Source organism: Streptosporangium sp. CA-135522, from assembly GCF_050949235.1.
Lineage (GTDB): Bacteria > Actinomycetota > Actinomycetes > Streptosporangiales > Streptosporangiaceae > Streptosporangium.
Map to the genome: position 1 here is coordinate 9,383,783 of NZ_CP192026.1, position 12,536 is coordinate 9,396,318.

The 12,536-nt window shown below is 69.9% G+C and carries 13 protein-coding genes, 1 tRNA gene and 1 pseudogene; 5 read left to right on the forward strand and 10 right to left on the reverse strand.

All coding sequences use genetic code 11. The features are described from left to right. Positions 1 to 35 precede the first annotated feature (35 nt). Entirely contained in the window at positions 36 to 275 is a 240-nt protein-coding gene (locus tag ACQPYK_RS44120; protein ID WP_433245819.1) for a GntR family transcriptional regulator, read from the reverse strand. Positions 276 to 292: 17 nt separating this feature from the next. Here ACQPYK_RS44120 and ACQPYK_RS44125 point away from each other — a divergent pair, with 17 nt between their 5' ends. Beyond that, positions 293 to 1,375: a DUF6461 domain-containing protein gene (locus ACQPYK_RS44125; protein WP_433245822.1), complete on the forward strand. Its 1,083-nt coding sequence runs from the start codon at positions 293 to 295 to the stop codon at positions 1,373 to 1,375. 135 nt (positions 1,376 to 1,510) lie between these two features. Here ACQPYK_RS44125 and ACQPYK_RS44130 read toward each other — a convergent pair. From ACQPYK_RS44130 to galU, 7 genes are all read right to left on the reverse strand, one after another. Then, positions 1,511 to 1,584 (reverse strand) — tRNA-Ala (locus tag ACQPYK_RS44130). Between the two features lie 58 nt (positions 1,585 to 1,642). Continuing rightward, positions 1,643 to 2,242, reverse strand: coding sequence for a divisome protein SepX/GlpR (gene sepX, locus ACQPYK_RS44135; RefSeq protein WP_433245825.1), 600 nt, complete (start codon positions 2,240 to 2,242; stop codon positions 1,643 to 1,645). Positions 2,243 to 2,366: 124 nt separating this feature from the next. Next, positions 2,367 to 3,020, reverse strand: coding sequence for a GNAT family N-acetyltransferase (locus tag ACQPYK_RS44140; protein ID WP_433259099.1), 654 nt, complete (start codon positions 3,018 to 3,020; stop codon positions 2,367 to 2,369). 37 nt (positions 3,021 to 3,057) lie between these two features. Further along, positions 3,058 to 3,540: a MogA/MoaB family molybdenum cofactor biosynthesis protein gene (locus ACQPYK_RS44145; RefSeq protein ID WP_433245828.1), complete on the reverse strand. Its 483-nt coding sequence runs from the start codon at positions 3,538 to 3,540 to the stop codon at positions 3,058 to 3,060. Positions 3,541 to 3,601: 61 nt separating this feature from the next. Next, complete coding sequence (gene moaC / locus ACQPYK_RS44150) at positions 3,602 to 4,072, reverse strand: cyclic pyranopterin monophosphate synthase MoaC (protein WP_433245831.1); 471 nt, start codon at positions 4,070 to 4,072, stop codon at positions 3,602 to 3,604. Positions 4,073 to 4,266: 194 nt separating this feature from the next. Next, entirely contained in the window at positions 4,267 to 5,454 is a 1,188-nt protein-coding gene (gene glp, locus ACQPYK_RS44155) for a molybdotransferase-like divisome protein Glp (protein WP_433245834.1), read from the reverse strand. Positions 5,455 to 5,459: 5 nt separating this feature from the next. After that, positions 5,460 to 6,359, reverse strand: a complete 900-nt coding sequence (galU, locus tag ACQPYK_RS44160; protein ID WP_433245837.1) for a UTP--glucose-1-phosphate uridylyltransferase GalU — start codon at positions 6,357 to 6,359, stop codon at positions 5,460 to 5,462. Between the two features lie 25 nt (positions 6,360 to 6,384). Here galU and ACQPYK_RS44165 point away from each other — a divergent pair, with 25 nt between their 5' ends. The 3 genes and pseudogenes from ACQPYK_RS44165 to ACQPYK_RS44175 all read left to right on the forward strand — a co-directional run. Then, positions 6,385 to 6,966: a 5-formyltetrahydrofolate cyclo-ligase gene (locus tag ACQPYK_RS44165; RefSeq protein WP_433245840.1), complete on the forward strand. Its 582-nt coding sequence runs from the start codon at positions 6,385 to 6,387 to the stop codon at positions 6,964 to 6,966. 99 nt (positions 6,967 to 7,065) lie between these two features. Further along, positions 7,066 to 8,574 (forward strand): potassium/proton antiporter, encoded by a 1,509-nt coding sequence (locus ACQPYK_RS44170; RefSeq protein WP_433245843.1) that lies wholly within the window; start codon positions 7,066 to 7,068, stop codon positions 8,572 to 8,574. Between the two features lie 31 nt (positions 8,575 to 8,605). Then, positions 8,606 to 8,845 (forward strand): annotated as a pseudogene (locus tag ACQPYK_RS44175) (FmdB family zinc ribbon protein); the annotation flags it as partial. A 14-nt stretch (positions 8,846 to 8,859) separates the two neighbouring features. On the opposite strand, the gene ACQPYK_RS44180 reads toward ACQPYK_RS44175, so the two are convergent. Both ACQPYK_RS44180 and ACQPYK_RS44185 read right to left on the reverse strand, forming a co-directional pair. Next, on the reverse strand, positions 8,860 to 9,006 hold the full coding sequence (locus ACQPYK_RS44180; RefSeq protein ID WP_433259151.1) for a hypothetical protein: 147 nt from the start codon (positions 9,004 to 9,006) through the stop codon (positions 8,860 to 8,862). A gap of 204 nt (positions 9,007 to 9,210) precedes the next feature. Next, positions 9,211 to 11,211, reverse strand: a complete 2,001-nt coding sequence (locus ACQPYK_RS44185) for an MFS transporter (RefSeq protein WP_433245846.1) — start codon at positions 11,209 to 11,211, stop codon at positions 9,211 to 9,213. A 148-nt stretch (positions 11,212 to 11,359) separates the two neighbouring features. Between ACQPYK_RS44185 and ACQPYK_RS44190 the strand changes: the two genes are divergently transcribed. Next, positions 11,360 to 12,169 carry an S-methyl-5'-thioadenosine phosphorylase gene (locus tag ACQPYK_RS44190; protein ID WP_433245849.1) on the forward strand — a complete coding sequence of 270 codons (810 nt, stop codon included), beginning with the start codon at positions 11,360 to 11,362 and terminating at the stop codon, positions 12,167 to 12,169. Positions 12,170 to 12,536: the final 367 nt, after the last annotated feature.

The following is a 12,536-nucleotide window of genomic DNA, read 5'->3' on the forward strand; positions in this document are numbered from 1 at the left end:
TGACTTTTCGCTGACTCCGCTCAGCCCTCCGTGGGTCAGTTCTCCTCGCCGGTCACGAAGTTTCCACGCTGCGACAAGGTGATCACCTGCTCCTCCTCGCGTAGCATGGCCACCGCCTGGTGAGCGACGCCACGAGCGATGCCTTGACTTCTGACCATCTCGAGCTTGATCGCAGTATGGGTCAGTCGCCGCCCGTCGCATTCCCTCGCCATTGACGAATACGACGGATGCCCCTCCGGCAACTCCAGGATCGTTGCCCCCTCCTGCCATGCCATACGCAAAGGAGCGCCCCATGGATCCGATCCATGCGCGATACGCCGAACTCCTCGAAGCCGGTTTCCCTGACGTCCAAGTGTGCGTGACCTGGTGTAAGAACAGCGACTTGGAGGAGGTCGCCCACCACTTCGGCGCGGCTCCCGGAACAGGGTCGTGGGCCACGCTCGACGAACTCGAGGATCTGGAGGAGGAGCACGGAGAGGAACTGGTCGAACTCACCACGATGGGCGAATGGACGATCGCCATGGAACCCAGCGGATTCCAGGGAGTGCGCTCCGCGGTCTTGGAGCCTTTGTCGGTTGGCGGATGTGCCTTCAGTGTGTTCTGGAACGTCGAGTGGGACAACGAGGTGGCTTACGCCGTCGACGGCCGGGTCGTCACGTCCTTCGACTTGCTGGACATCGGGCAGCGCTCAGGCAGTGATCCGGCGGCCCTGGACGGGCTCCTGCGTCAGGTCGGCCTGCACGACGGCCTGCCGGGGCAGGCGCGCAAGGCACGGGTCCTGGCCCTGGGCGAAGCGATCAGCGGGCAGCGCCTGACTCCGCAGTGGCTGCGCTCCGATCAGTTCACGGTCCTGGTCACCGACCCATTGCCCGACCCCCTCGTGCCTGCCGCGCTTCTGAGTCCGCGCGCGCCTTTCCTGGACGAGCCGGAGATGGCGCGGATTCTCGCCGCCCCCTCGCCAGCCGTACTGCTCGACATCACCAAGCTGGCCGTCTCCTTCGCCGTCGCCGCGATCGACCTGGAGGATTCACTCGGCGAGGAGACACTGCGGGTACTGGAGCACGGTGAACACTCGCCCGGCGAACGCGAGGCGCTACGGTCACGCCTGGCCCGACTACGCACCGAGACCGACCAGCAGGCCATGCTGACCCAGGCGCGCTCCACATCGGGTAGGGGTGACGAGGCGATGCCGCTGTGGCGCAGGAGCTCCGCGCTCGTCCTCCTGGAACAGGCTCTGGGCCCTTCCCCCGTCGACGCGGCCGGCTCCGCTGTCGAGCGGGCTGGGAATTTCTGCGCGACCAGGACAGACCACATGCGCCTACGTGTGCTGAGCAACGTCGTCGAACGCATCGCATACGACCTGCGACACCCCTGACCGGCCCTGGGTTCCCCTCTCAAAGATGCGCGTATCCACCGGCGACCGACACACATCCCAGAATCTGCTGTCACCTGGATCCCGAACAATGAGAAGACCCGGCTCCATGATCTGGAACCGGGTCTTTCAATCTTGTGGAGATGAGGGGATTCGAACCCCTGGCCCCTTCGATGCGAACGAAGTGCGCTACCGGACTGCGCTACATCCCCAAGACGTGCACTAGGTTAGCAAACTTCCGGGGGCGCTCGCGCCATCCGCAGCGGAAGATCAGTCGCCGACCGCGCGGCGTGGGGCCTCGGCGTACTGATCGAAGAGTTCGTCGCGGTGGGCGTCCAGATCGATGATCTCCGCCACCGGTCGCCGGGCCTCCAACTCGGCGGCTCGACGGCGGGCGCGCCTGGCGCGTTCCGCGCGGGCCTGGGCCACGGCCCTGCGCCGCTCGGCGTCGATCTGCACCGAGACTCGCAGGACGGCGAGATAGGAGCCCAGGAGCACCACCGAGGGCGCCACGCCCCACCAGGGGATCACCCGGACGGTGGCCGTCACCGCCGAGGCGAGGACCAGCAATGTGCACCAGAAGGTCAGCCGCCTGCGTTTGGCCACCTGCGCCGCCCGGCGACGCTGCTCCGCGCGTCTGCGTTCGTCCGAGGAGGTCGCGGGGCGCCGTCCGGCCGGACCCGCCCCTGCGGAAGTGATGTCAGACCTGGTGTCGGAGGCCTCGTCCTCGACCGGCTGCTCGTCCTGGACGTACGACTCGGCGCCCTTGTGGGTCTCGACGAAGGTGGAGCGGTCCCGACGCAACCACATGGGAACGAGGACGCACAACCACATGATGACAATGGCCAGATACAGAAAAGCGCTGCTCACGGCCACCTCCGGGCAGCATGAGGACGCCTGTGGTCTCTTGGCGTCCTCAATGTGCTCACGTCACGCACCGTAAGACCGCGTGTCACTATTTGACGAGTATTCAGTGCGGTGTGTCGCGAGATCTTCAAACCTCTTCATGGGGAGCGCCACCACTGGCCGCCGACTCCCGGGTCCTGCGCCACCGCACGAGCAAACCTCTTGGTGCGTCTTCGACCGTGAGCGCGTAACAAATGTGGTCACGCCAAGCACCGTCGATGTGCAGATGCCGCCGTCTGATCCCTTCTTCCCGGAAACCGAGCTTTTCAACCACCCGGCGGCTGGCGTGGTTCTCCGGCCTGATGTTGGCTTCCACCCGGTGCAACCCGGTGGTGAAGAAGCAGTGGTCGACCGCCATGGCCACGGCGGTGGGGATGATGCCCCGGCCGGCCAGGGCGCCGTCCACCCAGTAGCCGATCTGGGCCGATCGGGCCGAGCCCCAGACGATGGCGCCGACGGTGAGCTGCCCGGCGAAGGCGCCGTCGTATGTGACGACCCAGGGCAGCGCGAGCCCCTGCCTGGCCTCCCTGCGGAGGGTGCCGGCCATCGAGACGTAGGGGCCGAGCCCCGTCCTGAACAGGGGGGTCTCAGGATTGCTCGGCTCCCAGGGGCGCAACCAGTTGGCGTTGCGCAGCCGCGACTCCCGCCAGACCCGAACATCTCGCAGGCGCAGCGGCCGAAGTCCCACCGGGCCTTCCGCCAGGGTCACCGGCCAGCCACGAAGTCGATCCACGTTCTCCATCATCCCTCGAAGACACACCGGCGTGCCATGGAGTCCATCAGGCGGGCGGGCGCGGGTGGTCCCCTCCGCGAATCTGGTCCACGGCGTGCCCGAGCACGGGCAGGAGCACGGCCATGCCGTCGCGCACTCCCCCGGAGGAGCCCGGCAGGTTGACGATCAGACTGCCGCCCGCCTGCCCGGCGAGCCCCCGGGACAGGATCGAGGTGGGCACCCTGTCACGGTTCGCCTGCCGGACGGCCTCGGCGATGCCGGGGATCTCCCGGTCGAGCACCCGTCCGGTCATCTCCGGGGTGAGGTCGGTCGGGGTCAGCCCGGTGCCACCGGTGGTGACGATCACGTCGTATCCCTCGGCCACCCCCGACCGCAGTGCCGCCTCGACCGGCTCCCCGTCGGGGACCACCCGTGGACCGTCCACCTCGCATCCGGCCTCTCCGAGGAGCTCGGCCAGCAGTTTCCCGGATTTATCTTCGTATATCCCGGCGGAGGCCCGGTTGGACGCCGTGATCACCAGAGCTCTCATGCCGCCATCCTGCCAGCCCCTCCGGTCACGGCCAGCCCCGCCATCCTGCCGGCCCCTCCGGTCACGGCCGGGTCCAGAGCCCGGTCTTGCCGCCGGTCTTCTCCTCGACCCGGACGTCGGTGATCACGGCCGCCGGATCCACGGCCTTGACCATGTCGATCAGCGCGAGCGCGGCGACCGAGACGGCGGTCAGCGCCTCCATCTCGACCCCCGTCCGGTCGGCGGTCTTCACCCGTGCGGTGATCTCCACGCCGTCGTCGGCCACGGTCAGGTCGACCTTCACACCGTGCAACGCGATCGGATGGCAGAGCGGGATCAGGTCGGGGGTGCGCTTGGCGCCCATGATGCCCGCGATCCGCGCGGTGCCGATCGCGTCCCCCTTGGGGACGTCCCCCGACCGCAGCAGGGCCACGGCCTCGGTCGACAGCAGCACCTTGCCGGTGGCGCTCGCCGTACGGACCGAGACGTCCTTGGCCGAGACGTCCACCATCCGTGCCGCGCCGGTTTCGTCGATATGCGTGAATCCACTCATAGGCACACAATGCCCTGCGTCCCGGCGCCGGTGTTCACAGCCCCCGCCCGTTCACGACCGCTGGTCGCCCACAGGCCCCTGGCCGTTCACGAATCCCTGACCGGCCACAGATCCCTCCCGGGCCTGCGCCCACCCGCTCCGCCCTCTCTGCCCGCTCTGCTCTGCCCGCTCTGCGCCCACCCGCTCCCGCCCGCTCACAGCGGGATGACCTCCACGGTGGCCCCCTCGGGCAGCTCGGTGACGTTCTCGGGGACCACGACCAGGGCGTTGGCCGCGGCCAGCGCGGCGAGCTGGTGGGAACCCTGGCGCCGCACCGGAGCCACCGAGCCGTCGGCGGCCAGCACCGCCCGCAGGTACGACCGCCTGCCCTCGGGCGAGCGGAGGGAGGAAGTGGTCACGGCTCGCACGGTCGGCGTGGGCCCGGCGGGCAGGCCGCGCATCTTCCGCAGCGCCGGCCGTACGAACAGCATGAACGACACGAAGGACGACACCGGGTTGCCCGGCAACGCGAAGATCGGGATCTGGTCCGCGCCCACCACGCCGAAACCCTGGGGCATGCCGGGCTGCATGGCGACGCGGTCGAAGCGGACCGTGCCGAGGGGGCCGAGCGCCTCCTTGACCGGCTCGTAGGCGCCCATCGAGACGCCGCCGCTGGTGATCACAAGGTCGGCCCGCAGGAGTTGGGCGTCGAGCTGGTCGAGGAACAGCCTCGCGTCGTCGGCCACGACTCCGGCCCGATACCCCTCTCCCCCGGCCTCGCGCACGGCGGCGACCAGGGTGTAGCTGTTGGACTCCCAGATCTGGCCGGGAGCCAGGGGCGTGCCCGGCTCGGCCAGCTCGGCGCCGGTGGAGATCACCACGACCCTCGGGCGGGGCCGTACCAGCACCCGGCGGCGGCCGACGCCGGCCAGGATGCCCAGCTGCGCAGGGCCGATCAGGGCCCCGGCGGGCAGCACGACCTCGCCGGCGCCCACGTCTTCGCCCGCACGGCGGATGGCGTTCCCCTGCGGCGCCGGCCGGCCGATCGTGACGTGGGTCGTGCCGCCGTCGGTCCACTCGACCGGGACCACGGCGTCGGCGCCCGCCGGCATCGGGGCGCCGGTCATGATCCGCGTGACCGTGCCGGGGCCGACCACGAGCCGCCCGCCGTCGCCGGCCGCGATGTCGCCGAGCACCGGAAGCGTGACCGGGGTCTGCCTGACGTCTTCGGCCCGTACGGCGTAGCCGTCCATGGCCGAGTTGTCGAACGGCGGCAGCGCGACCGGGGCCACGACCTCCTCGGCGAGGGTGGTGCCCAGTGCCTGCTCCAGGTCGACTTCCAGCGGAGCGAGCGCCCGCACGGTGAGCAGGATGTCCGCCAGGTGGTCGTCTACCGATCTCATCGCGTTCATCGGGAAGCCAGGAACTCCTTCAGCCAGGGCAGGAAATCCGGCGCCAGGTCGGAGCGGTCGGCGGCGAACTGCACCACCGTGCGGAGGTAGTCGAGCTTGTTGCCGGTGTCGTAGCGGCGCCCGCGGAACAGCACGCCGTGGACCGGTCCACCCTCGTCGCCGCCGCGGCCGGCCAGGGTGCGCAGGGCGTCGGTCAGCTGGATCTCGTTGCCACGACCCGGAGGGGTGTTCTCCAGGACCTCGAACACGGCCGGGTCGATCACGTAGCGGCCGATGACGGCCCAGTTGGACGGGGCCTCCTCCGCCGGAGGCTTCTCCACCAGGTCGGTCACCCGCACCACGTCGCTCTCGGAGGTGGGCTCGATGGCGGCGCAGCCGTACAGGGACACCTGCTCCTTGGGCACCTCCATCAGCGCGATGACGCTGCCGCCGTAAGTGCCGCGCACCTCGATCATCCGCTTGAGGAGCTCGTCGCGGTAGTCGATCAGGTCGTCGCCGAGCAGACAGGCGAACGGGTGGTCGCCCACATGCTGCTTGGCGCAGAGCACGGCGTGGCCGAGGCCGCGCGGCTCACCCTGCCGTACGTAGTGAAGGGTCGCCAGGTCGGCGGGCTCGCGCACCTGGGAGAGCCGCTCGTCGTCGCCCTTGGCCTCCAGCGCGTCCTCAAGCTCGATCGCCCGGTCGAAGTGGTCCTCGATGGAACGCTTGTTCTTGCCGGTGACCATGAGGACGTCGAGCAACCCGGCGGAGACGGCCTCCTCGAGGACATACTGGATCGCTGGCTTGTCGACGATCGGCAGCATCTCCTTAGGAGTCGCCTTGGTCGCCGGCAGGAAGCGGGTGCCCAAACCGGCGGCGGGAACAACTGCTTTGGTCACAGGATGGAAGTCGGCCATAACCAAAACCATAGTGGAGGGATCTGTGGACAAGCTGAAGCTACGCTCGGCGATCGAGGCCGCGCGCGTCTCGATCCCCGAGGACGAACGGCATGCGGCATCCGCCCGGACACGGGAGACTCTGCTGGAGCAGCCGTGGGTCCAGATGGCCGGGCTCGTCGCGTGCTACTGGTCGATCGGCGCCGAGCCGGCGACCCACGGTCTGGTCTTCGCCCTGTGGAAACACGGCGCCACCGTGATCCTGCCGGTGCTGCGCGACGACAACGATCTCGACTGGGCGGTGTACGACGGGCCCGACACCCTCGCCCCCGGCCGTTTCGGGATCATGGAGCCGGTCGACACCCGGCGTGGCGTCGACGCGATCAGGACCGCGGCCCTGGTGATCGTGCCCGCACTGGCGGTGGACAGGACCACCGGTGTACGGCTCGGCCGCGGCGGCGGCTCCTACGACCGGGCGCTGTCGCGGGTCGGCCCGAACGTGCCGACGGTCGCCCTGCTGTACGAGGGCGAGCTGCTGGAGGACGTCCCCGCCGAGGCTCACGACCTGCCGGTCCGCTACGCGGCGCTGCCGAGCGGGATCGTCCGCATCGCCGCGGGGCGTGCCTGACGCGTAGCCGCAGGACGTGCCCGACGCGTCGCCGCAGGGCGTGCCCGACGACTTGGTCGAATGCGACACAATGGTCCCCAGAGTGAGAGAGGGGGCCAGATGGGATGGGATGTCTGGCTGCTTCTCGGGGCTGGAATCGTCATCGCGGCCATCCTCGCGGTGCGGGTCGCCCATCGCAGCGGACTGCCCAGCCTTCTCATCTTCCTCGGTCTCGGCCTGGTCGTCGGCGAGTCCGGCTTGGGGCTCCAGTTCGAAAACCCTGAGCTCGCCCAGCAGATGGGACTGGTCGCCCTGGCGATCATCCTGGCCGAGGGCGGCCTGACCACCAACTGGAACCACGTCAGACGTTCCGTCCCGACCGCGCTGGTGCTGGCCACGATCGGGGTCGGGGTGAGCATCGTGGCCGTCGCGGTCCCGGTGCGGCTGCTGCTCGGCATGGACTGGCGGACCTCGCTGCTGCTGGGCGCGATCCTCGCCTCCACCGACGCGGCGGCCGTCTTCTCCGTCCTGCGCCGCCTTCCGCTGCCCCCACGCCTGGCGGGCATCCTGGAGGCCGAGTCCGGTCTCAACGACGCGCCCACCGTCATCGCCGTGATGCTGCTGAGCGCCGCCACGTCGCCCAGCCTGGGAAGCGCGCTGCTGCTGGTCGCCTTCGAACTGGTGGTGGGCGCGCTCGTCGGCCTGGCCGTCGGCCCCCTGGGGGTCTACGCGTTGCGCCGCATCGCGCTACCGGTCTCCGGCCTGTATCCGATCGCGGTGCTCGCGCTGGCGTTCGTCGCCTACGCCGGAGCCGTGCTCCTGCACGGCAGCGGTTTCCTCGCCGTCTATCTGGCCTCCCTCGTCATGGGCAACTCCCGGATGCCGCACCGGGCCGCCGCCCGGGGGTTCGCCGAGGGAGTCGCCTGGCTGGCCCAGATCGGTCTGTTCGTCATGCTCGGCGCGCTGGCCAGCCCGTCGGAGATTCCGGCGGCCATCGTCCCGGGCCTGGTGGCAGGGCTGATCCTGGTCCTGCTGGCCCGGCCGCTCTCGATCGTCGTCTCCGCCTTCCTGGTACGGCTGGCGGGGGTCGACCGGCTGAACTGGCGGGAGCAGACCTTCCTGTCATGGGCGGGGCTGCGCGGAGCGGTGCCCATCGTGCTCGCCACCATCCCCTGGGCGGCGGCCGGCTCGTCCACCGGCGGCACCGCCAAGCTCGTGTTCAACGAGGTCTTCGTCATCGTCGTCGTCTACACCCTGGTGCAGGGGCCGACGCTGCCCTTCGTGGCGAAGCTGCTGGGCCTGTCCACCCCCGACGAGGCCCGCGACCTGGAGGTGGAGTCGGCACCTTTGGAGGAGCTGAACGCCGACCTGCTGCAGATCAGGGTGCCGCCGACCTCCAAACTGCACGGTGTGGAGATCTTCGAGCTGCGGCTGCCCACCGACGCCCAGGTCACCCTGATCGTCAGGGACGGCCGGACGTTCGTGCCGGCCGATTCCACCAGGATCAGGATCGACGACCAACTGCTGGTCGTGACCACCGCCGCCTGCCGCGATCCGGTCGAACGGCGGATCCGGGCGATCAGCCGCAGGGGCAAACTCGCGGGCTGGTTCGGCGAGCTGGGCGCGTGATCGGGCGGGCCGGGCACCTGATCCGAGTGGAATGCGACAGGTTCGACTCGCGTTTAAGCTTGTCGGCTGCGTACCATTAGCAGTCGCGTCAGTAGAGTGCCAATCGGCGCGGATTGAAGAGGAGGAGCGCGTGCCCACCTACCAGTACGCCTGTAGTGCATGTGGCAATGAGTTCGACATCGTCCAGAAGTTCTCCGACGACGCGCTCACCGAGTGCCCCAAGTGCTCAGGCGAGCTCCGCAAGGTGTTCTCCGCGGTCGGCATCGTCTTCAAGGGTTCGGGCTTCTACCGGACCGACAGCCGTTCCTCCTCCACCAGCACGGTGAGCTCCAGCACGAGTTCCTCGTCGAGCTCCGCGAGCTCCACGGGCTCCGCGAGTTCGGCGTCCACGTCCGGCTCGTCGACGGAGTCGGCGTCGTCCTCGAAGAGCACGAGCAGCCCGGCGGCCGCGGCCTCCTGATCCCCGGGCGGACCGGCCCCTTTCGGGCCGGATCCGCCGGCGCGGCGGGTTCAGCCGTCGCAGCGGGTTCAGTCGGCGCTACGGGTTCAGTCGGCTCTATGGGTTCAGCCATCGCGGCGAGTACAGCCGGCGCTACGGGTTCAGCCGGTGCAGCGAGTACAGCCGTAGCGGCGGGTTCAGCCGTCGCGCGGGCGATCGGCCGGTGAGCCGAGCAGCTCGCCGGGAAGCCTGTGCAACAGCTCGCGTAGCTTGGGATGCTCCTGGGGGTTCCAGTCCCGGATGAGCCGCCCGAGCCCCTCGCGGGCCTCCGCGACCAGCCGGTCGGCCACCTGTTCGCCGGCCGGGGTGAGCTCCAGGGCGCCGTCGCCGACCCGGCGGATCAGACCGCGTGCGACCAGCAGGTCCACGTACGGCCGGCCCCTCTCGACCGTCACGCCCGCCCGTTCGGCGAGCTCGGCGCCGCTCTGGCGTCCCCGAGTGCCCAGCCGTGCGAGCAGCCACACCGCGCCGGGCGGCAGGTCCACGCCGCTCAGGTCACCCAGGCGGCGGTAGTAGTCCCTGCGCATGTCCGCCTCGGCCAACCGCCACAGCCCTCGCTCGACCTGCGCCAGCGAGGAGCGTTCCGTGGGCACGGCGCCGTAGCATTCGCCCAGGTCAGCCTCTTTGGTGGTCTCTCGCAGGGGCACCTCCGGCAGCAGCCAGGCGGCGACGAAGGCGACCAGGGCCACCGGCGCGCCGTAGAGGAAGACGTGGGCGATCGCGTCGGAGTACGCCGCGAGGAACGCCGTGGCGGTCTCCGGCGGCAGCCTCCGGATGGCCGTCGGATCCGACTGGACCGCCCGCTCCAGCCCCGGTGGGACGCGCACCGTGCGCGAGAGCCGTTCCAGATCTCCGGTGAGCCGCGAGGTGAAGATCGAACCGGCGACCGCGACGCCGAAGGAGCCTCCGATCAGGCGGAAGAAGGTCGCCCCCGAGGTGGCGACCCCGAGATCGTCGAAGCCGACGGAGTTCTGCACCACGATCACCAGCACCTGCATCACCAGGCCGATGCCGACGCCCAGGACCAGCAGGAAGACGCTCAGCCGGAGGGCGGAGACGTCCGCGTGGACGGAGGAGAGCAGGAAGAGCCCGAGCGCGGTGATCGCGGTGCCGAGGACGGGGAAGGCCTTGTATCTCCCGGTGCGCGAGATGATCTGGCCGCTGGCGATCGAGGTCACCAGCATGCCGCCCATCATCGGCAGCAGGTGGATTCCGGACAGCGTGGGCGAGACCCCCTGGACGACCTGGAGGAACAGCGGCATGTAGGTCAGCGAGCCGAACATCGCGAAACCCACGACGAAGCCGACCAGCGAGGCCACGTTGAAGGCCCTCAGCCCGAACAGGCGCGGCGGCAGCACCGGCTCCGCAGCCCGCTTCTCCGCCCGCCACCACAGCGCCAGCAGCACCGCCGCCGCGGCCGCCAGCCCCAGGATGACCGGATCGTCCCAGCGGTAGGCCGTCCCGCCCCAGGTGGTCATCAACACCAGACAGGTGGTCGCACCGCCCAGGAAGGCCATGCCGAGGTAGTCGATGGCGTGCCGGGTCCGCTCGACGCCGGACGGCAGCACCGAGGAGACCACCGCCAGCGCGAGGGCGCCGACCGGCAGATTGACGTAGAAGACCCAGTGCCAGGACAGGTGGTCCACGAACAGGCCGCCGAGCAACGGTCCCGCGACGCTGGACACGGCGAACACCGCGCCGAAGAACCCCTGGTACCTTCCCCGCTCGCGGACGGGCACGACGTCCCCGACGATCGCCTGGGCGAGCACCATGAGCCCGCCGCCGCCGAGCCCCTGCAGGGCGCGGAAGCCGATGAGCTCGCCCATGTTCCGCGACAGGCCGCACAGCGCCGACCCCACGAGGAAGACGACGATCGCGGCCTGGAACAGCTTCTTCCTGCCGTACTGGTCGCCGAGCTTGCCCCACAGGGGTGTCGAGACCGTCGAGGAGAGTATGTAGGCGGTGACGGCCCAGGACAGCTCCTCCAGGCCGCCCAGATCGCTGACGATCGTCGGCAGGGCGGTCGAGACGATCGTCTGGTCCAGCGCGGCGAGCAACATGCCGAGCATGAGCGCGCCGATGACGAACCCCAGACCTTCCGTGTGCCGCGCGTTCCGCCGAGACTGCCGGGCCTCCATCCGAACCCCCGATCGGTGTACGGCAGATCATACCTAGCGTGATCAGACAGCCACATTTCTGACATGGTTATCCACAGGAGGGATTCTTCGTCCACAGGGGGTGGTCCCGGCCTCCTCACGCAGCGCCCATGACGCTACTCTCTGCGCCATGGTCACTCGCGCGGACATCGGAGTCATCGGCGGCTCGGGCTTCTACTCCCTGCTCGACGACGCCACGGAGATCGAGGTCACCACCCCCTACGGTCCTCCCAGCGACGTCGTCACCGTCGGCAGGATCGGCTCCCGTTCGGTGGCCTTCCTGCCCCGCCACGGCCGCGACCACCGCTTCCCGCCCCATCGCATCCCCTACCGCGCCAACCTATGGGCCCTGCGCTCCCTCGGCGTCCGCCAGGTCCTCGCCCCCAGCGCCGTCGGCTCCCTGCGCCCCGAGGTCGGCCCCGGCACCCTGGTGGTTCCGGACCAGCTCGTCGACCGCACCTCCGGCCGTATGCAGACCTACTATGACGCCGACGGCGTCGTCCACGTCGCCTTCGCCGACCCCTACTGCCCGGCCGGCCGCGCGGCGGCCGTCTCGACCGCCCGTTCCTCCCGGTGGGACCTGGTCGACCGCGGCACCCTGGTGGTCATCGAAGGCCCCCGCTTCTCCACCCGCGCCGAGTCCCGCTGGTTCACCGCCAACGGCTGGACGATCGTCGGCATGACCGGCTTCCCCGAGTCCGTCCTCGCGCGCGAGCTGGCCCTCTGCTACACCTCGCTGTCCCTGGTCACCGACCACGACGCCGGGGTCGAGACCGGAGAAGGAGTCACCCACGAGGAGGTCCTCGCCTTCTTCGCCACCAACGTCGCCCGCATGCGCTCCCTCGTCACCGACGTCGTCGCCGCCCTGCCCGAGGAGCGCACCTGCCCCTGCGGCAGCGCTCTGGACGGCCTCAAACTCCCCTTCCAGCTTCCCGACTGACCCTCCCCTTGCCTGACCCCCCTTGTCCTGACCCTCTTGCCTGACCCTCTTGCCCTGACCAGTGCCCGTCGTCTTGCCCTGTCCGCCTTACCTGACCGCCTTACCTTGACCGTCTCGCCCTGTCCGGCGCCCGCCGTCCGCCCTGTCCGCCTTACCTTGACCGGCGCCCGTCGCCTCGCTCTGCCCGCCTTACCCTGACCAGTACCCGTCGTCTCGCTCTGCCCGCCTTGCCTTGACCGGCACCCGTCGTCTTGCCCTGTCGGCCCTGCCCTGTCCAGCGCCCGTCGCCTTGCCCTGTCCGGTGCCCTCCGGTCCTGTCCCGGGCCCACCGCAGTGCCCGGGACCGCCCCCACCACCCCGCCACACG

What these genes read in the sequence shown, in the direction of transcription:
- moaC (WP_433245831.1), bottom strand. Translation starts at nt 4,072, where the DNA reads ATGAGTGGATTCACGCATATCGACGAAACCGGCGCGGCACGGATGGTG.
- ACQPYK_RS44125 (WP_433245822.1), top strand. Translation starts at nt 293, where the DNA reads ATGGATCCGATCCATGCGCGATACGCCGAACTCCTCGAAGCCGGTTTC.
- ACQPYK_RS44145 (WP_433245828.1), bottom strand. Translation starts at nt 3,540, where the DNA reads ATGAGAGCTCTGGTGATCACGGCGTCCAACCGGGCCTCCGCCGGGATA.
- ACQPYK_RS44140 (WP_433259099.1), bottom strand. Translation starts at nt 3,020, where the DNA reads ATGGAGAACGTGGATCGACTTCGTGGCTGGCCGGTGACCCTGGCGGAA.
- glp (WP_433245834.1), bottom strand. Translation starts at nt 5,454, where the DNA reads ATGAGATCGGTAGACGACCACCTGGCGGACATCCTGCTCACCGTGCGG.
- ACQPYK_RS44190 (WP_433245849.1), top strand. Translation starts at nt 11,360, where the DNA reads ATGGTCACTCGCGCGGACATCGGAGTCATCGGCGGCTCGGGCTTCTAC.
- ACQPYK_RS44185 (WP_433245846.1), bottom strand. Translation starts at nt 11,211, where the DNA reads ATGGAGGCCCGGCAGTCTCGGCGGAACGCGCGGCACACGGAAGGTCTG.
- galU (WP_433245837.1), bottom strand. Translation starts at nt 6,359, where the DNA reads ATGGCCGACTTCCATCCTGTGACCAAAGCAGTTGTTCCCGCCGCCGGT.
- ACQPYK_RS44170 (WP_433245843.1), top strand. Translation starts at nt 7,066, where the DNA reads ATGGGATGGGATGTCTGGCTGCTTCTCGGGGCTGGAATCGTCATCGCG.
- ACQPYK_RS44120 (WP_433245819.1), bottom strand. Translation starts at nt 275, where the DNA reads ATGGCATGGCAGGAGGGGGCAACGATCCTGGAGTTGCCGGAGGGGCAT.